This is a genomic window from Janthinobacterium sp. FW305-128, from assembly GCF_020858135.1.
Lineage (GTDB): Bacteria > Pseudomonadota > Gammaproteobacteria > Burkholderiales > Burkholderiaceae_D > Janthinobacterium.
The window spans coordinates 139890-157533 of sequence record NZ_JACYMK010000008.1 but is presented as its reverse complement, the minus strand read 5'-3'; the positions used below and the strand labels follow the sequence as shown (position 1 = coordinate 157533).

The following is a 17644-nucleotide window of genomic DNA, read 5'->3' as shown; positions in this document are numbered from 1 at the left end:
TAAAATAACAGCTTCTGCGCCAGCGCAATGAAACATATTATTTTTATATCGTTTTGTCGCGCTTTCGCAAATCGCTTACACTTGCTTGCAATTTGCTTCGGCAAATATTGCGATATCACAAAATAGTTGCGAATTTGCCTCTTGCTCCTATTGCGACGCACCAAAAATCGCTATAATATTCGGTTAGGAAGTTTCCGTTGTCTGGCAGGCACCACCTGGTACGAAAAGCCTTCGAAGACGACCTAACGAGCGATAATTACCGGTAATTATTCATCGCAACAATATTGATTTATTTTTTGAAATAATTAAGGAAAACAAATGAAAAAATCCCTGCTGATCGCCTCCCTGATGGTTGTTGCTCTGGCTGCTTGCAGCAAAAAAGAAGAAGCTCCTGCACCAGCACCAGTAGTTGAAACCCCAGCACCAGCACCAGCAGTTGAAGCTGCTCCAGCTGCTGCTGCTGACGCTGCTGCTTCGGCCGCTACCGACGCTGCTGCTGCTGCTTCGAGCGCTGCTTCGGCCGCTTCGGACGCTGCTGCTGCCGCTTCGGCTGCTGCATCGGCTGCTAAGTAATTAGCACCCAGCACTAGAGAAAGCCGGCCTTAGGGCCGGCTTTTTTGTTGGGTAAACGCCCAACCAAACCTACTGCGCGCGGCGCTTTGCGGCCTGCGATGCTCACCGTACTAAAGTACGGTTGCGCTTCTTAGCCACAAATCACTGGCGCTCGCTACGGTTTTGTTGGGCGTTGCTACGTCCAAGTGCATTCACAATTAAAAAAGGCTGATCCGGTTTCCCGGGCCAGCCTTTTTAATGCGCGGCAGGTTCTGATGCCTGCCGCGAATGTAGCGCTTATTTCAACTGATCATTCAGCAGACCCAGGATCTTCTCGGCCACTGGCGAGGTATCGGGTTTGCCTTCGTTGCTGAGGACGCTAACCAAGCTGGTCGAGCCAGTGCCGGCCTTGACCAGGACGCGGTAGCGCTGCGCTTCCTTGTCCTTGTCGGACGACGAGCCCCAGCTGAACAGCTTCGAGAAGAAGCCATCTTTCTTGACCGCGTCCGGATCGACGTAACGCACGAAATACGTGCCTTGCGTGCGGTCGCGGTCTTCCACGGTGAAGCCGACGCGGTCCAGCGCCAGGCCGACACGGCGCCAGGCGCGGTCGAAACCCTCATCGACTTCGATGGCGCGCGCCGGCGTGGCGGCATCGCCCACCAGCTTGGCGTGCTGCGGCTGCACAATCGCGGCATCGACGGACGTCTTCGCTTGTGCTTCGTCGCTGGCCGCGCCCAGGCGCGTCATCAGCTTGGCCAGGAATTGCGCTTCCAGGCCCGGATCGTTCGGGCGAGCGGTCCAGGTGGTGGTTTCCTTGTCGCGGCCGGTGACAACCTCTTCCACGCCGCGGTGGCTGATGTAGATCTCGGTCGAACCGTCGGCCAGGCGCTCCACGCGGGTACGGAACTTGTCTTTTTCACCGGTCGAGTACAGCGAATCGAAGGCCTTGCCGATGGTGCTGCGGATAAAGTCTTGCGGCACCTTGGCGCGGTTTTCGTTCCACTCGGTTTCCATGATGCCAGCCGTCGGCTGGTCGACGGCAATGGTAAAGCCCGAATCTTCCCAGAATTGCTTGAGCTGCGGCCACAGCACCTCGGGCGACTGCTTGACGACCAGCCAGCGCTGGTTGCCCGCGCGCTCGACCTTCACGCCGCCTGCCGTGACCGGCACCACGCCGACCACGCCGTCGGCGCCCACAACGACCGGGGTACCGGCCGTGGCGTTGCGCTGCGCGTTGTAGCCGGACGCCGTGGCCACGCCGTTTTTCGCATCCGGCAAGGAGTAGCGGTTGTCCTGCTGCAATTGCGTCAGGTCAGGCGGCACGTCCAGGGTGCCGGCTTTCTTGACCGACTTGTAGTCGACCTTGTCGCCGCCGACTACCGAACTGATCATGCCGCAGCCCGCGAGGCTGGCTGCGACGGCGCCGATGACGATGCCGCGGACGGCGATGGTGGCAGGCGCCGATTGGTTTTTCTTGCAATTAGTCATGTCGTAACTGGATAAGAAGCTAAGTAGCAGCTGGAATCAGGGAAGGTCCGGACTGGTCAAGTCCGGGCTTGAAGTTCGGCCTTAAGACAGGACGCCGGCGTCACGCAAGGCATCGCGCACGGTGGCATGGCAGTTTTCAGCCAGCGGCACCAGTGGCAAGCGTATGCCGGCAGGCATCAGGCCCATTTCGGCCATCGCCCATTTGACGGGCACCGGGTTGGGCTCGACAAACAATTTCTGGTGCAGAGGGAAAACTTTGTTATTGATGGCAATCGCCTTGGCACGCTCGCCCGCCATGGCCGCGACGCACAGTTCGTGCATGGCGCGCGGCGCGACGTTGGCCGTCACGGAAATGTTGCCGTGGCCGCCGCAGAACATCAGCGCCATGGCCGTCGGATCGTCGCCCGAGTACACGGCGAAGTCGGCCGGCACCAGGCGCAGCAGGTCGATGCCGCGGCCGATATTGCCGGTCGCATCTTTCACGCCGACGATATTCGGGATGGCGGACAGGCGCACGATCGTTTCGTTGCTCATGTCGGCAACCGTGCGGCCAGGCACGTTGTACAGGATGACGGGGATGTCGACGGCTTCGGCGATGGCCTTGAAGTGCTGGTACATGCCTTCCTGGGTAGGACGGTTGTAGTACGGCACCACTTGCAACACAGCATCGGCGCCCGCTTCTTTCGCGTAACGCGTCAGTTTGATGGCCTCGGCCGTGGAGTTGCCTCCGGCACCGGCGATGATAGGAATGCGTCCCTTGGCATGTTCGACGGTCAACTGGATCAGTTCGCAGTGTTCCTCCACGCTGACTGTTGCCGATTCGCCCGTTGTGCCAACGATGACGATGCCATCCGTACCCTCGGCGATATGCCAGTCGATCAGCTTGCGCAGACCTGGAAAGTCCAGACTGCCGTCTGCGTGCATCGGGGTGACGATTGCTACAATGCTGCCCTTGATCATAGTAAGTTTATAGCGCCGATAAATAAAACAACGATTGTAGCGGATAGCCCGCGCCTGTGGTGCATTCTGACATAGTATGGCCGCTCAAAACGTCGGCAGCAAGGCTGCCAACCGTGGAAAATCCGGCCGGACGGCACAAATTCGTTGCACCAGAGCAGCTTTTGGCTGTTCGACGCGCCCATCTTCATACGCTACCACACGCAAACCCTGCTGCACCGCCCAGGTCAGCATTTCGCCTTCCTTGAGCAGGAATTTCGGATTCGACGGCTTGCCGAACTGCTCATTACCCTCGGCAAACGTTTCATACAGCAGCACGCCATCGGGCGCCAGGCTGGCAATCATGGCTTCCAGCAACGGCCGGTGCAGATAATTGGTGACGACGATGCCGGCAAAGCGGCCGGGAGCGAAGGGCCACACGGCGCCCGGCGCCTCCAGGTCCACCAGCGAGGTGGTGATACCCGTGCCGGCCGCCTTTTCCAGCATTTCCGGATCATGGTCGAGCGCGAGCACCGGGTGGCCCAGGCTCACCAGATGGCGCGCATGGCGGCCTGCGCCGCAGGCCAGGTCCAGCACTTCGCCGCCCGGGATCAGGGGCGCCCAGCGGCGCAGCCAACCGGAAATCGTTTCAGTGTCTACTGTTGGTTCAATTGCTTGCATCGGTACTTCCATCAATTATTTACAACCATCCAGTTGCTTGCATCAAGTCAACAGGGCCGTCAGGGGCGTGACCACGGTGACAAAAATGCCTATGACAAATTCGATCGCCGTCAGCAGGGCGCGGTTCAGGATGCCCGTGTACATCAGCAGCACCAGGGCGCCGAACACATACAGGCTGTAGCGCTCGATGCTGGCGTACGGGCGCGCCAGCTGCATCGGCAGCAAGCCCGTCATGATGCGTCCGCCATCGAGCGGCGGCACGGGAATCAGGTTAAAGACGAACATGGCCGCATTGACGCTGACGCCGGCGCCCGCCATCTTGCGGAAAAACATGCCCATTTCCGTCGGCGGCAGCACGCTGAGCACGACAAAGGCGATCATCCAGCCCAGGCCCATGACGAAATTGGCGCCAGGCCCGGCAAACGCCACCCAGGCCATCTGTTTCTTCGGATTGCGCAGGCGGCTGAAATCGACGGGCACCGGCTTGGCATAGCCGAACGGTACCTGGATCGTGAAATACAGTATCAACGGCAGCAGGATCGTGCCGAAAGGATCGATATGCCGGATCGGATTGAGGCTCAGCCTGCCCTCGTTCGAGGCCGTGGGGTCGCCGAAATAGCGGGCGGCGTAGCCATGCGCCGCCTCATGCAGGGAAATGGCAAACAGCACCGGCACCAGGTACACCGCAACGGTCTGGACTATCGTATTGAAATCGCTCATGACCGCGATTCTACCAGAGGCGTCCCAGGCCCTTTCTTACGTTGTCATTAAGAACAAATGAAGAGCTGCGCCGCAACAGGTGGGCAATGCCCCTCTACAAGCCCAGCACGGCAGGGTCGCCGCGTCCCACGCGCACCACTTCAGGCTCTGGCCCCGTCAGGTCGATCACGGTGCTGGGGCCGTGCGCGCAGACGCCGCCGTCGATGATCAGGTCGACCAGTTTTTCCAGCCGTTCGCGGATGGTGTCGGCATCCGTCAGGCTCTCCTCGTCGCCGGGCAGGGTCAATGTCGCACCCAGCAGCGGCTGGCCCAGCTCTTCCAGCAGGCATTGCACGATGCGGTGCTGCGGCACGCGCAGGCCGATGGTCTTGCGCGAAGGATGGCTGAGGCGGCGCGGCACTTCCTTGGTCGCTTCCAGGATGAAGGTGTAGGCACCCGGCGTGGCCGCCTTGAGCAGGCGGAACTGGCGGTTGTCGACTCTGGCATACACGCCCAGCTCGCTCAAGTCGCGGCACAGCAAGGTCAGATGGTGCTTTTCATCCACGCCACGGATGCGGCGCAGGCGCTCGACGGCGCCCTTGTCGTCGAGCTGGCACACCAGCGCGTAGCAGGAATCCGTGGGCAAGGCCACGACGCCGCCGGACTGGATGATCTGGGCCGCCTGCTTGATCAGGCGCAATTGCGGATTCTCAGGGTGAATCTGGAAAAATTGACTCATGTTTAAGCGTTCTGGCGAACCAGCTTGTTAAGTTAGCATTATTGTACGCTGCGCAGCGCGGCGATACGTTCTTCGATGGGCGGATGGGTGGCGAACAGCGCGCCCCAGCCGCCATTGCCGCCGCTGATGCCCAGCGCCTGCATCGATTGCGGCAGTTCGCCCGGCGGCACGCCGCCCAGGCGGGCCAGCGCATGCATCATCGGCGTGGGGCTGCCCAGCAGCTTGGCTGAACCGGCATCGGCGCGAAATTCGCGCTGGCGCGAGAACCAGGCGACGATGATGGAAGCGAGCAGGCCGAAGATCACTTCGCACACCATCACGGTCACAAAGTAACCGATGCCGCGCCCGCCGCCTTCGCGGTTGTTATTTTTCAACAGCACATTGTCGACAAAGAAACCCACGACGCGGGCCATGAAGACGACAAAGGTATTCACCACGCCCTGGATCAGGGTCAAGGTGACCATGTCGCCATTGGCAACGTGGGCGATCTCGTGGCCCAGCACGGCTTCGACTTCATCGCGGTTCATGCTTTGCAGCAAACCGGTGGACACGGCCACCAGCGCCGAATTCTTGAACGCGCCCGTGGCAAACGCATTCGCGTCGCCTTCGTACACGGCCACCTCCGGCATGGCGATGCCGGCCCGCTCGGACAGCGCACGCACGGTATTGACCAGCCACAACTCCGTCGAGGACGTCGGGTTGTCGATCACGCGCGCGCCCGTGCTCCACTTGGCCATCGGCTTGCTGATCAACAGGGAAAAGATGGACCCGGTGAACCCCACCACCAGCGAAAACACCAGCAGGCTGCCCAGGTTCAGCGTACTGCCGCGCGCCGGATTGCCCACGCCCAACAAGCTGAGGACGAGCGACAGCACCAGCATCACGGCCAGGTTGGTTGCGATAAAAAGAACGATACGTTTCATGGGCGATGGCTCCAGATGACTATGTATAACAAGAATAACAAAAAGATATGCACGCAAACGCAGATTTCAAGCAGCGACACGACGGCGCATCGGCAGCCAGGAAAATCGTCGCGAGCGGCAGTGATTTGTGGCCGAGAAGCGCAACCGTACTGGAGTACGGTGAGCATCGCCGGCCGCAAAGCGCGCCGCGCAGCAGATTTGCCTGGCTGTCAGCTAAAACCAGTCGTGCCAGATGGGGGTCACGTTGGCAGGCAACGGCGGCAACATGGCAAAATCCACGCGCGACTCGCCCGGCGCATGGAAATCCGTGCCGCGCGAGGCGAGGAAGCCGTAGGCATTGGCCAGCTGCGCGTATTCCGGATACTGGTCCGGACTGTGGCTGCCCGTGACGACTTCGATGGCCGCGCCGCCGAGTTGCTTGAATTCATCGAACAGCACGCCTTGCGCCATGTCGCTGAAGCGGTAGCGGCCCGGGTGGGCGATAACGGCCACGCCGCCCGCGCCGCGTATCCAGCCCACGGCTTCGGCCAGGGTGGCCCAGCGGTGCTCGACATAGCCTGGCTTGCCTTCCGACAGGTATTTCTTGAACACGTCAGGGATATTCGCGCATTTGCCCGTTTCCACGATGTAGCGGGCAAAGTGCGTGCGCGACATCAGGTCCGGGTTGCCGACGAATTTCAAGGCCCCTTCATAGGCGTCGGGGATGCCGGCCAGGTCCAGCTGGCGGGCGATTTCCCGGCCGCGCGCGTCGCGTCCCGAACGCGTCTGGTGCAAGCCCTGCACGAGGCCCGGGTTGTTTTCATCGACTTGCAAGCCCACGATGTGCACGGTTTCGCCGGCCCACGTGATCGAGATTTCCACGCCGGCCACGAAACGCATGCCCAGGTCCAGCGCGGCAGTGCGCGCGGCGGCGACGCCGGACACTTCATCGTGGTCCGTCAGCGCCCACACATCGACGCCCGCCTTGCGCGCGTGCGCAGCCACGGCGGCCGGTGACAGCACGCCGTCAGAGATATTCGAATGACAATGCAGGTCGACTTTAAGCATGTGAAAACAATACCCTGCACGGGCTCAGCATGGAAGAAGTTTTCATTGTACGCTGCTTGTCAAATCGCGCTGCGGCGTTCCCGATACACATCAGGTCAAAAATGCTTCCACCAGGCGCGCCAGTGCCGCCGGCTGATCATGATGCAGCATGTGGCCCGCGTCCAGCATCATCTCGCAGCGCACATCCTTGATGCAGGCCAAACGCCGGTCGATCTCGATGCGCGCCTGTTCCTTGGGCCCCATCCATTGCCACATATTCGTCTCAATAGCTTCCACCCACAGCACGGGCGCCGTGATGCGGCGCCAGCAGGCCATCACTTCTTCCACCTGGTACAGGATGGGATTGACGCGCTTGTGCTGCGGGTCGCCCATGATGTCCCACTCCCCCGCCTCGTTCTGCGCCGACCAGTGTTCGGCGAGAAAGGCCGCGCGGTCGTCCGGCAGGCGCGGATTGGTCTTTTGCAGGCGCTCGGCTACGGCCTTTTGCGTGGGATAACTGCGCATGGCGGGCGGCTCGCGCAATTCATCCAGCCACTTGGCGTAGCGGCCCGGCGCCTGCTCCGGTTTTGTTGCCATCATGCCGAAGCCCTCCAGGTTGATGAAGCGGCTGATGCGCTCGGGCCGCACGCCCGCGTACAGGCCAGCCACGTTGGCGCCCATGCTGTGACCGAGCAGGTTAACGGGCGCGTCCGGCGAATAGTGCAGCAGCATGGCGTCCAGGTCGGCCAGGTAGTCGGGGAACCAGTAGGTGTCCGATTGCGTGTAGTCGCTCAGGCCAAAGCCGCGCCAGTCGGGCGCGATCACGTGCCAGTCGCCGTGCAACTCGTCGACGACGAACTGGAACGAGGCGGCCACGTCCATCCAACCGTGCACCATGAACAGGATGGGCGCGCCTTCGCGGCCCCAGTGGCGCACATGCGTGCGGGCACCGCGGATGTTGATGAATTCGGAACGGGAAAGTTTCATGGGTTTCATCTGATTGCCTGCCTTGAAAGTGGCGCAGATGGCGCCACATGCTGTGTCTGTAGATAGGATGGACATAAAAGTACGACCGTTCGATAATTATACCGGATTGGCGGTCGGCGGCAGGACTTGTCCTGCAACAGCGTAAAATAGCGTACGCAACACAGTAAAACTTTCGCGTCCGGCCCTGCCCGGCGCTTCCACCACCGCCACAGGCTGACGATGACACTCTACCAATTGGGCGACTATGCGCCGCAGATTGATGCTTCCGCTTTTGTTGCCGACACGGCCAACGTGATCGGCAAGGTGACCCTGGAAGCGAATACCTCCGTATGGTTCGGCGCCACGATTCGCGGCGACAACGAACGCATCACCGTGGGCGCCAACAGCAATGTGCAGGAAGGCGCCGTGCTGCACACGGACCCGGGCTACCCGCTGGACGTCGGCCGGAACGTGACCATTGGCCACCAGGCAATGTTGCATGGCTGCACGATCGGCGATGGCGCCCTGATCGGCATCCAGGCCGTGATCCTGAACGGCGCGAAGATCGGCAAAAACTGCCTGGTCGGCGCGGGCGCGCTGGTCACGGAAGGCAAGGAATTTCCCGACAATATGCTGATCATCGGCTCACCGGCGAAAGCCGTGCGGGCCCTGACGGCAGACGATATCACCAGGCTACAAGGCAACGCCGTGAACTATGTGCAGCGCGGCCAGCTATTTAATACGCAACTCAAGAAGATTGGATAAGAGAATGACGACTGAAACCACGGGCGCCGTCAGCGCAGCCGCCACCGGCCAGGATACCCTGCAAAAATTTATTTTCGACAACGCCGCCGTGCGCGGCCAGTTCATCGACGTATCGACCACCTGGCAGGAAGTGGTGTCGCGCCACGCCTACCCCACGGCCGTGAAAAAAGTGCTGGGCGAAATGGTGGCCGCCGCCGCCCTGCTGTCGGCCAACCTGAAATTCAACGGCTCCATCATCATGCAAATCCACGGTGACGGTCCCGTGCGCCTGATGGTGGTCGAATGCGATTCCGACCTGCGCCTGCGCGCCACGGCCAAGCTGGACCCGGACGCCGCCATTCCCGACGTGGCCACCGTGCCGCAATTGCTCAACGCCACGGGCAAGGGCCGCTTCATCATCACCCTGGACCCGGCCGACAAGGTGCCTGGCCAGCAACCGTACCAGGGCATCGTGCCGCTGGACGGCGACGACATGGCCACCGTGATCGAAAACTACATGTTGCGTTCGGAACAGCTCGACACGCGTCTGTGGCTGGCCACGGACGACACCGTCTCGCGCGGCCTGCTGCTGCAAAAACTGCCGCACCATGGCGGCAAGGCCGAGGCGACGCCCGTGTCGGAAGAAGATGCGCTGGACACGTGGAACCGCGCCGTGATGCTGGCATCGACCCTGAAAGAGACGGAAATCCTGTCGACGGACATCGATACCCTGATGCAGCGCTTGTTCTGGGAAGAAACGATCCGCGTGTTCGATCCGCTGCACCCGAGCTTCCATTGCAGCTGCACGCGCGAAAAAGTGGGCAATATGCTCAAAATGCTGGGGGAGGAAGAAGTCAACAGCACCCTGGAAGAAGTGGGGCAAGTGGGCGTGAACTGCGATTTCTGCGGCCAGCATTATGAATTCGACAAGGTCGATTGCGCGCAGCTTTTCATCACGGATGCGCCGGCCGAGGTGCTCATTCCACCCGCAGCCAGCATTAACTAATTGTAATATTCTTCGCGCCGCCTCTCAGGCGGCGCCTTTGTTTCTGCTGTCATCTTCCCGTCATCAGTTCGTCATCAGCCCGTCACGCGCCGCCGTTACGCTGCGCAGCTTGTATTACTTCCCACTTTCCACAGGCTGATGATGACCACCCACTTGACGCTGGCCCTGCGCCGCCATTCCTTCCACGTTTTGCTGGGCGCCTGCGCCGCAGGCTTAAGCTTGCCGGCCCTGGCGCAAACGGCCGTGGCCGCCGCCGTGGCATCCGCCACTACCGACATGGCAGCCGCTGCCGCCCCGGCTGCCGACGACAACGCACCGATGGCCACCGTGGAGATTTCCTCGCGCAAAACGCGTTCTTCCGTCGCCCTGAGCAAGAATGAAATCCAGAAAATCCTGCCCGGCACGAATCCCCTGAAAGCCTTACAAACCTTGCCTGGTGTCAGCTTCCAGACGGCCGATCCATGGGGCAACAACGAGCAGAACCTGTCGCTGTTCGTGCATGGTTTTTCCGGCCAGCAACTCGGTTACACCATGGATGGCGTGCCGCTGGGCGACCAGCAGTACGGCAACTACAACGGCCTGTCGCCGCAGCGCGCCGTCATCAGCGAAAACGTGCGCAGCGTCGTGCTGTCCTCGGGCGCGGGCGACCTGGCGACGGCTTCGACCAGCAACCTGGGCGGCACCATCGAAACCTATTCCAGCGATCCGCTGGCCACGCAAGGCGCCAGCGTGCAGCAAACGGTGGGCAGCCACCGCACCTCGCGCACATTTGCCCGCTACGACACGGGCGTTTTCGGCGACGGCAGCAGCGCCTACTTTTCCATTCTGCACCACGAAGCGCGCGCCTGGGATTTCGATGCGCGCCAGGGCGGCGACCAGTTCAACGCCAAATACGTCAACCGCAGCGAGGCGGGCAAGCTGACCCTGTTCTTCAATTACTCGGACAAGATCGAGCCGAACGAAGACAGCACCGTGCACGTGGCGGGCGAAACGAGCGCACCGTACACGCGCCCCTTCCTGTACCCGGACTTCAAGGCGGCCCTGAACTACCTGTCGCCGACGGGCGCCACGCCTGCCGCGGACGGCAACAATTACCGCAATTACTACAGCGATGCGCAGCGCACCGATTACCTGGCCTACGCCAAGTTCGATGCAAACTTGTCCGATGGCATGACCTGGTCCAACCAAGTGTATTACCACAAGGATGACGGCGCCGGCGTGGTGGCCGGCCCCATCGGCGTGGCCGGCTTGCCGGGCCTGTTCAGCGTGTACTACCCGAAACAGAACCTGAAACAGGTGTTCGGCAACTCGGGCTACGCCGTGCGCACGACGGAATACGACATCAAGCGCGGCGGCTTCATTTCCACCCTGCGCAAGGAAATCGGCGAGCACCAGCTGGAAGCGGGCCTGTGGCTGGAACAGAACCGCTCGTCCGCCTACCGCCGCTGGTATGCGCTCGATGTCAACAACCCCACCTCGCCGTATGACCGCCCCAGCAATCCCTTGATCACGCAGTACGGCAGCGAGATCGACAACAAGGTGGTGCAACTGCACTTGCAGGATGAATGGCGCATCCGCCCCGATATCGCCCTGCAGGCCGGTTTCAAGTCCAGCCTGCAGTTTGCCGACGGTCAATTCCCCGTGCAGCCGGCGCTGGGCGCCATCGCGGGCGGCTCGACGGCCTTGCCGGTCGGCACCATCAACACGAAAAAATGGTTCCTGCCGCAAGTGGGCGCGCGCTGGGACTTCACACCGCAAGACCAGCTGTACTTCAACATCCAGAAAAACATGCGCCAGTTCGTCACCTACGGCGGCGGCGGCGCCTCGCCATGGAGCTTGTCGAGCCAGGCCGCGTTTAATTTGTTCAAGCGCGACGCCAAGCCGGAAACGGCGCTCACCTATGAAGTGGGCGTGCGCGGCAGCCATCCTTTGAGCCTGGGCGCCATCACGGCCATCGATGGCCAGGTCAATGTATATCACGTCGACTTCAGCAACCGTTTGCTGCAGATCAGCCCCACGCCCGTGATTTCGTCCATCATCGGCGGCAACCCCGTGCTGGCCAACGTGGGCAGCGTGCGCACGGACGGCATCGATATCGCGGGCACCGTGCACTTTGGTAACAATTTTTCGTTCTACAATGCCCTGTCGTACAACCGCTCGCAGTACGCGGACAATTACAACAATGGCGCCGCGCTGGTCTTGACCGCTGGCAAGAACGTGCCCGGCTCGCCGGAATGGCTGAACAAGTTCGTGGCTTCGGCCACGTTTGGCGATATCGAAGTGCAACTGACGGGAGACTATGTGGGCAAGCGCTACGCGACGTACACCAACGATTTGTCCGTCCCCAGCTATTTCCTGATGGGCCTGGGCGTGTCGGGCAAGCTGCCGGCCATGGCCGGCTGGCTGAAAAACCCGCGCTGGCGCGTCAACGTCAGCAACCTGGCCAACCGCGAAGGATCGCTGAACGTGGTCGTGGGCGCGGCCGACAAGACGTACAACACCTTCCCGATTGCCCCACGCCAGGGCTTCCTGACCTTGACGGCGGACTTCTGATGCGCTCACCCATCCTCCCGCAACGGCACTTTTCGCGCCGCAACTTCGTCCAGGCGGCCGTGGGCGGCCTGGCCCTGGCGGCAGCACCGGGCTTTGCCGCCGGCCTGCTGGCCACGCCCCCGAGCCGTCCGCTCGTGTTCGCCCACCGGGGCGCCAGCGCCCTGCGCCCCGAGCATACCTTGGCGTCGTACGCCAAGGCCATCCTCGATGGCGCCGACTACGTCGAGCCGGACCTGGTGGCCACGCGCGACGGCATCCTCGTGGCGCGCCACGAAAGCAATCTGATCGACACCACCGACGTGGCGCGCCGGCCCGAGTTTGCCAGCCGGCGCGGCAAGAAGATGGTCGACGGCGAATGGCACGAAGGCTGGTTCGTCGACGACTTCACCCTGGCGGAACTGAAAACCCTGCGCGCCATCGAACGCTTGCCCAAAGTACGCACAGGCAACACCTTGTACGATGGACAATTTCAGATCCCCACGTGGGAAGAAATCATCGATTTTGTTGCAGCGCAATCTGCCGCCAGCGGCCGCGTCATCGGCCTCGTGCCGGAGCTGAAAAGCTCCACGTATTTCCGCGATGCGGGCCTGGCGCTGGAAGACCGTTTCCTGTCGACCATGCTGGCGCACGAATACACGCGCCGCGCGCCGATCGAAATCCAGTCCTTCGAAGTGGCGAATCTGAAGTACCTGCGCGAGAAGCTGGGACGGCGCGCCAACGTGCGCCTGATGCAGCTGGTGGTGGGCGGCGACGTGCGCCCGATGGATGTCGTCAAGGCGGGCGGAAAGTTAACGTTCGGGCAGATGACGACGCCGGCCGGCCTGCGCGACATCGCCGCCTACGCGGACGTGGTGGCGCCGCCAACGCGAGCAATCATACCGCTGGACGCCGACCAGCGCCTGGCAAAACCCTCGTCCATCGTCGACGATGCGCACCAGGCGGGCTTGCTGCTGCACACGTGGACCTTCCGCCCGGAAAACCGTTTCCTGGCGGCCGACTTCCGCGATGGCAATGGCGAGAATGCGCGCAACGAAGCCGGTTCCGTGGCGGAAATGCGGCGTTACATCGAGACGGGACTGGACGGCTTTTTCAGCGACGATCCCGGTTTGGGACGCATCGCCGCCGGATAAACATTTGGTAACAAATTCTTTTTCAGGGCGTGGCTGGCGGCTACGCCCTTATTATTCGTTTCTTGAATTTCTGAAATTGGAATTTGAAATTAGACATATATCGCCAACTCCATTATTGTGCAATGCAACAACAGACCATTCATGGAGGGCATATGTCCACTTTTACCAACACCTACAGCAACGACAACGACAACTACTTCAGCAACCTGGGCCGTGCGACGAGCGCCTTCCTGGGCGCCCTGCTCGCTTCCAAGCCGTACAGCGAACTGGCCCAGAAGGAAGTCATCGCCAGCGCGACGACCAGCGCCGACGACGAGCGCTATGTGCGCCCAAGCAAGCGCGATTTCGCCCTGCTGAACTCGGAAGCGAACCGCTACGAAAAGCTGATGCCTAACCTCGCAGCCGAGTTGCGTTTCTTGGCCTCGCGCGGCTAACTAAATACTGAAAGGATTTTTATATGATGTTTCTCGAAACCGCACTGATCGCCGTAGCCGTCGTCGTTACCGGCATCCATTTCTACCTGATCTCGACCGGCAAGGCGCGTTTCTGATCAGCAAGCAGCAAGCAGCAAGGCAATAGTGTGCAGCAGTACAAGGTAACAATATGACAGGTCAGCCTGGCAATCGGTCCAGGCTGGCAAGCGGGAAATGTGTATGACTTAGTGCGGCGCAGCAGCGTCCACCGGTGTTTCCAGCAGTGGCGGGGTTTGTCCCTTGCGCACGATCTGCACGAAAATCTCATTCTGTTTGACCATGCCCAGCTCATAGCGGGCACGCTCCTCGACGGCGCCCGTACCATCTTTCAGGTCGCGCACTTCGGATTCGAGCTTGGCGTTGCGCGCCTTCAATTCCATATTCTTTTTATTCGCCACCGCCACCTGGGCTTCCATGTCGGCAACGCGCAGCCAGCCGCCTTTACCCAGCCAGAGGGGAAATTGGATCAGCAGCAGCAGGGCTGCCAGGGCGAGCGTAATCAGGCGCATGGGGTAGTCGGTTAACAAACCGGCCGGATATCTCCGGCCGGCCAGTGGGTTTTACATCAGCTTACTTCAGATTATAGAATGCATCGCGGCCAGGGTAGCTGGCGATGTCGCCCAGGTCTTCCTCGATACGCAGCAGCTGGTTGTACTTGGCCATGCGGTCCGAACGCGACATCGAGCCGGTCTTGATCTGCAGGGCGTTCGTGGCAACGGCGATATCGGCGATGGTCGAATCTTCCGTTTCGCCCGAGCGGTGCGAAATGACGGCCGTGTAGCCGGCGCGCTTGGCCATTTCGATGGCGGCGAAGGTTTCCGTCAGCGTGCCGATCTGGTTGATCTTGATCAGGATCGAGTTGGCGATGCCTTTCGAGATGCCTTCTTTCAGGATCTTGGTGTTGGTGACATACAAGTCGTCGCCGACCAGCTGCACTTTCTTGCCCAGTTCCTTGGTGAGGATCGCCCAGCCGTCCCAGTCGCCTTCGTGCATCGCGTCTTCGATCGAGATGATCGGGTACTTGTCGCACCAAGTCGCCAGCAGGTTGGTGAACTCGGTAGCCGTCAGGCTCAGGCCTTCGCCTTCCATTTCGTACTTGCCGTTCTTGTAGAACTCGGACGCGGCGCAATCGAGGCCGATGGCGATCTGCGTGCCTGGCTCGTAGCCCGCTTCTTCGATGGCCTGGATGATCAGCTTGATGGCTTCTTCATGGTTGGCCAAGGATGGCGCAAAACCGCCTTCGTCGCCCACGTTGGTATTCAGGCCCTTCTTGTGCAGGATCTTTTTCAGCGTGTGGAACACTTCCGCGCCGTAACGGACGGCTTCCTTGAACGATGGGGCGCCCACGGGAATGATCATGAATTCCTGGATGTCCAGGTTGTTGTCGGCGTGCGCGCCGCCGTTGATGACGTTCATCATCGGCACTGGCATCTGCATGGCGCCCGAACCGCCGAAATAGCGGTACAGCGGCAAGCCCGCTTCTTCAGCGGCAGCCTTGGCGACAGCCATGGAGACGGCCAGGATGGCGTTGGCGCCCAGGCGCGATTTGTTTTCCGTGCCGTCCAGGTCGATCAGGGTACGGTCCAGGAAAGCCTGTTCATTGGCGTCCAGGCCCATGATGGCTTCGGAGATTTCGGTATTGATGTTTTCGCATGCTTGCAGCACGCCCTTGCCGAAGTAGCGCTTGGCATCGCCATCGCGCAATTCCACGGCTTCGCGCGAACCGGTCGAGGCACCCGACGGCACGGCCGCACGGCCCATCACGCCCGATTCCAGCAACACATCGCATTCGACGGTCGGGTTACCGCGCGAGTCCAGGATTTCGCGACCGATAATATCAACAATAGCACTCATGTCATTCTCCAAAGTTAAGCGTAACAGGGGCTGCACACTGCGTTCTGATGCGCAATTGCACAAAGGGGGCAAAGAAACTCCCGGCGGGAACCATCTGGCCGGGAGCTGTCTTACAGGTAATACTGTCGTGATCGACCGCGTTATTGCGCAGCGGCGTTGGCTTCTTTGTGCGCCAGCGCTGCCTTGATGAACGAGGTAAACAACGGATGGCCGGTGCGTGGCGTCGACTTGAACTCGGGATGGTATTGCACGCCCATATACCATGGGTGGGCATTTTCACCCGTGCGTGGCAATTCCATGATTTCGCACAAATCTTCGCTCGGCGTGCGGGCCGAGACGATCAGGCCAGCCGCTTCGACACGGGCCAGGTAGTGATTATTGGCTTCGTAGCGATGGCGGTGACGCTCGGTCACCACGCTGCCGTAGATCTCGGCGGCGAGGGTGCCCGGATTGACGGCGCAGGTCTGCGCGCCCAGGCGCATGGTACCGCCCAGGTCCGAGTTTTCATCGCGCAACTCGACTTTACCATCGTGGTTTTGCCACTCATTGATCAGTGCAACAACAGGTTGATCCGTATCAAGGTCGAACTCGGTCGAATTCGCGTTCGGCATGCCAGCCTTGTTGCGCGCGTATTCGATCAGGGCCACTTGCATGCCCAGGCAGATGCCCAGGTAAGGGATCTTGTTTTCGCGGGCGAACTGGGCCGCCTTGATCTTGCCTTCCACGCCGCGCTTGCCGAAGCCGCCCGGTACCAGGATGGCATCGTACTTGGCCAGGTTCTCGCAACCCGTCGTTTCGATTTCTTCCGAATCGATGTACTCGATGTTGACGCGGCTTTCCGTGTGGATGCCGGCGTGGCGCAGCGCTTCGATCAGCGACTTGTACGACTCGGTCAGCTCGACATACTTGCCGACCATGCCGACGGTCACTTCCGCCTTCGGGTGCTCCATCGTGTAGATCAGCTTGCTCCAGATCGACAGGTCGGCCGGTGCGGGATCGAGGTCCAGCGCATCGCAGATGATCTTGTCGAGGCCCTGGTCGTGCAGCATTTGCGGCACTTTGTAGATGGTGTCGACGTCCCACACGGAAATGACGGCGTCTTCCTCGATGTTCGAGAACAGCGAGATTTTCGCGCGCTCGTCTTCCGGGATGGCGCGGTCGGCGCGGCACAGCAAGGCGTTGGGCAAGATGCCGATTTCGCGCAGCTTTTGCACCGAGTGCTGGGTCGGCTTGGTTTTCAGTTCACCGGCCGAGGCGATGTACGGCACCAGGGTCAGGTGGACGAACGCCGTGTTCTTGCGGCCGGCGCGCAGGCTCAGCTGACGCGCCGCTTCCAGGAATGGCAACGATTCGATATCGCCGACGGTGCCGCCGATTTCGCACAGGGCCACGTCGTAGCCTTCGGCGCCACGGCGGATGTAATCCTGGATTTCATTGGTGATATGCGGGATCACCTGCACGGTCTTGCCCAGATACTCGCCCCGGCGTTCCTTGCGGATCACCGATTCATAGATCTGGCCAGTGGTGAAGTTATTCACCTTTTTCATGCGGGTGGAAATGAAGCGCTCGTAGTGACCGAGGTCGAGGTCGGTTTCGGCCCCGTCGTCGGTGACGAATACTTCACCGTGTTGCATAGGACTCATCGTGCCAGGATCGACGTTGATATACGGGTCGAGCTTGAGCATGGTGACTTTAAGGCCGCGCGATTCGAGGATCGCGGCGAGGGAGGCGGCGGCAATCCCTTTTCCAAGGGAGGACACAACGCCACCAGTGACGAAGACAAATTTGGTCATTGCAGATGGTGCCGAACGGCACGTGCGGGAAATTGAAATTATACACTAAAGCCCGCCTGCGTCGCCCCCCGCGCGCGG

General features: G+C 60.9%; 17 protein-coding genes. 6 read left to right on the top strand and 11 right to left on the bottom strand.

The features are described 5' to 3' along the window. Positions 1-318 precede the first annotated feature (318 nt). Positions 319-573, top strand: a complete 255-nt coding sequence (locus IGS60_RS17840; RefSeq protein ID WP_071650198.1) for a hypothetical protein — start codon at positions 319-321, stop codon at positions 571-573. Positions 574-849: 276 nt separating this feature from the next. Here the strand turns inward: IGS60_RS17840 and bamC are convergent, their stop codons facing one another. From bamC to IGS60_RS17800, 8 genes are all read right to left on the bottom strand, one after another. Next, entirely contained in the window at positions 850-2043 is a 1194-nt protein-coding gene (gene bamC, locus IGS60_RS17835; RefSeq protein WP_070221425.1) for an outer membrane protein assembly factor BamC, read from the bottom strand. An 81-nt stretch (positions 2044-2124) separates the two neighbouring features. Next, positions 2125-3003, bottom strand: coding sequence for a 4-hydroxy-tetrahydrodipicolinate synthase (gene dapA, locus IGS60_RS17830; protein WP_070221426.1), 879 nt, complete (start codon positions 3001-3003; stop codon positions 2125-2127). Between the two features lie 84 nt (positions 3004-3087). Next, positions 3088-3660, bottom strand: a complete 573-nt coding sequence (locus IGS60_RS17825; RefSeq protein WP_121670209.1) for a bifunctional 2-polyprenyl-6-hydroxyphenol methylase/3-demethylubiquinol 3-O-methyltransferase UbiG — start codon at positions 3658-3660, stop codon at positions 3088-3090. 42 nt (positions 3661-3702) lie between these two features. Beyond that, a complete protein-coding gene (locus IGS60_RS17820) occupies positions 3703-4380 on the bottom strand; it encodes a site-2 protease family protein (RefSeq protein ID WP_070221427.1) in 678 nt (225 codons plus the stop codon). Positions 4381-4474: 94 nt separating this feature from the next. Then, positions 4475-5098: an L-threonylcarbamoyladenylate synthase gene (locus tag IGS60_RS17815; RefSeq protein ID WP_070221428.1), complete on the bottom strand. Its 624-nt coding sequence runs from the start codon at positions 5096-5098 to the stop codon at positions 4475-4477. 38 nt (positions 5099-5136) lie between these two features. Then, the gene (gene htpX / locus IGS60_RS17810) at positions 5137-6021 is read right to left on the bottom strand and encodes a protease HtpX (protein ID WP_230505712.1); all 885 of its coding nucleotides are present in this window, start codon (positions 6019-6021) and stop codon (positions 5137-5139) included. 213 nt (positions 6022-6234) lie between these two features. Then, positions 6235-7068, bottom strand: coding sequence for a 3',5'-nucleoside bisphosphate phosphatase (locus IGS60_RS17805; protein WP_230505711.1), 834 nt, complete (start codon positions 7066-7068; stop codon positions 6235-6237). A 90-nt stretch (positions 7069-7158) separates the two neighbouring features. Then, positions 7159-8034 carry an alpha/beta fold hydrolase gene (locus IGS60_RS17800; RefSeq protein ID WP_230505710.1) on the bottom strand — a complete coding sequence of 292 codons (876 nt, stop codon included), beginning with the start codon at positions 8032-8034 and terminating at the stop codon, positions 7159-7161. 219 nt (positions 8035-8253) lie between these two features. Here IGS60_RS17800 and IGS60_RS17795 point away from each other — a divergent pair, with 219 nt between their 5' ends. The 5 genes from IGS60_RS17795 to IGS60_RS17775 all read left to right on the top strand — a co-directional run bounded on the left by IGS60_RS17795 (position 8254) and on the right by IGS60_RS17775 (position 13880). Then, positions 8254-8778 (top strand): gamma carbonic anhydrase family protein, encoded by a 525-nt coding sequence (locus IGS60_RS17795; protein WP_230505709.1) that lies wholly within the window; start codon positions 8254-8256, stop codon positions 8776-8778. 4 nt (positions 8779-8782) lie between these two features. Continuing rightward, positions 8783-9763 (top strand): Hsp33 family molecular chaperone HslO, encoded by a 981-nt coding sequence (gene hslO, locus IGS60_RS17790; RefSeq protein WP_230505708.1) that lies wholly within the window; start codon positions 8783-8785, stop codon positions 9761-9763. A 138-nt stretch (positions 9764-9901) separates the two neighbouring features. Then, a complete protein-coding gene (locus tag IGS60_RS17785; protein ID WP_230505707.1) occupies positions 9902-12316 on the top strand; it encodes a TonB-dependent receptor in 2415 nt (804 codons plus the stop codon). Next, entirely contained in the window at positions 12316-13446 is a 1131-nt protein-coding gene (locus IGS60_RS17780; RefSeq protein ID WP_230505706.1) for a glycerophosphodiester phosphodiesterase, read from the top strand. The genes IGS60_RS17785 and IGS60_RS17780 overlap by 1 nt, the downstream gene beginning before the upstream one ends. Before the next feature lie 152 nt (positions 13447-13598). Then, complete coding sequence (locus tag IGS60_RS17775; RefSeq protein WP_230505705.1) at positions 13599-13880, top strand: hypothetical protein; 282 nt, start codon at positions 13599-13601, stop codon at positions 13878-13880. 224 nt (positions 13881-14104) lie between these two features. Here the strand turns inward: IGS60_RS17775 and ftsB are convergent, their stop codons facing one another. The 3 genes from ftsB to IGS60_RS17760 all read right to left on the bottom strand — a co-directional run bounded on the left by ftsB (position 14105) and on the right by IGS60_RS17760 (position 17566). Beyond that, the gene (gene ftsB / locus IGS60_RS17770) at positions 14105-14428 is read right to left on the bottom strand and encodes a cell division protein FtsB (RefSeq protein ID WP_035821182.1); all 324 of its coding nucleotides are present in this window, start codon (positions 14426-14428) and stop codon (positions 14105-14107) included. Positions 14429-14489: 61 nt separating this feature from the next. Further along, positions 14490-15773: a phosphopyruvate hydratase gene (gene eno, locus IGS60_RS17765; RefSeq protein WP_070260371.1), complete on the bottom strand. Its 1284-nt coding sequence runs from the start codon at positions 15771-15773 to the stop codon at positions 14490-14492. Between the two features lie 140 nt (positions 15774-15913). After that, complete coding sequence (locus IGS60_RS17760; protein ID WP_070291785.1) at positions 15914-17566, bottom strand: CTP synthase; 1653 nt, start codon at positions 17564-17566, stop codon at positions 15914-15916. Between the last annotated feature and the right edge of the window lie 78 nt (positions 17567-17644).

What these genes read in the sequence shown, in the direction of transcription:
- IGS60_RS17800 (WP_230505710.1), bottom strand. Translation starts at nt 8,034, where the DNA reads ATGAAACTTTCCCGTTCCGAATTCATCAACATCCGCGGTGCCCGCACG.
- IGS60_RS17820 (WP_070221427.1), bottom strand. Translation starts at nt 4,380, where the DNA reads ATGAGCGATTTCAATACGATAGTCCAGACCGTTGCGGTGTACCTGGTG.
- IGS60_RS17775 (WP_230505705.1), top strand. Translation starts at nt 13,599, where the DNA reads ATGTCCACTTTTACCAACACCTACAGCAACGACAACGACAACTACTTC.
- bamC (WP_070221425.1), bottom strand. Translation starts at nt 2,043, where the DNA reads ATGACTAATTGCAAGAAAAACCAATCGGCGCCTGCCACCATCGCCGTC.
- IGS60_RS17825 (WP_121670209.1), bottom strand. Translation starts at nt 3,660, where the DNA reads ATGCAAGCAATTGAACCAACAGTAGACACTGAAACGATTTCCGGTTGG.
- IGS60_RS17815 (WP_070221428.1), bottom strand. Translation starts at nt 5,098, where the DNA reads ATGAGTCAATTTTTCCAGATTCACCCTGAGAATCCGCAATTGCGCCTG.
- htpX (WP_230505712.1), bottom strand. Translation starts at nt 6,021, where the DNA reads ATGAAACGTATCGTTCTTTTTATCGCAACCAACCTGGCCGTGATGCTG.
- ftsB (WP_035821182.1), bottom strand. Translation starts at nt 14,428, where the DNA reads ATGCGCCTGATTACGCTCGCCCTGGCAGCCCTGCTGCTGCTGATCCAA.
- IGS60_RS17780 (WP_230505706.1), top strand. Translation starts at nt 12,316, where the DNA reads ATGCGCTCACCCATCCTCCCGCAACGGCACTTTTCGCGCCGCAACTTC.
- dapA (WP_070221426.1), bottom strand. Translation starts at nt 3,003, where the DNA reads ATGATCAAGGGCAGCATTGTAGCAATCGTCACCCCGATGCACGCAGAC.
- IGS60_RS17795 (WP_230505709.1), top strand. Translation starts at nt 8,254, where the DNA reads ATGACACTCTACCAATTGGGCGACTATGCGCCGCAGATTGATGCTTCC.
- eno (WP_070260371.1), bottom strand. Translation starts at nt 15,773, where the DNA reads ATGAGTGCTATTGTTGATATTATCGGTCGCGAAATCCTGGACTCGCGC.
- IGS60_RS17760 (WP_070291785.1), bottom strand. Translation starts at nt 17,566, where the DNA reads ATGACCAAATTTGTCTTCGTCACTGGTGGCGTTGTGTCCTCCCTTGGA.
- IGS60_RS17785 (WP_230505707.1), top strand. Translation starts at nt 9,902, where the DNA reads ATGATGACCACCCACTTGACGCTGGCCCTGCGCCGCCATTCCTTCCAC.
- hslO (WP_230505708.1), top strand. Translation starts at nt 8,783, where the DNA reads ATGACGACTGAAACCACGGGCGCCGTCAGCGCAGCCGCCACCGGCCAG.
- IGS60_RS17840 (WP_071650198.1), top strand. Translation starts at nt 319, where the DNA reads ATGAAAAAATCCCTGCTGATCGCCTCCCTGATGGTTGTTGCTCTGGCT.
- IGS60_RS17805 (WP_230505711.1), bottom strand. Translation starts at nt 7,068, where the DNA reads ATGCTTAAAGTCGACCTGCATTGTCATTCGAATATCTCTGACGGCGTG.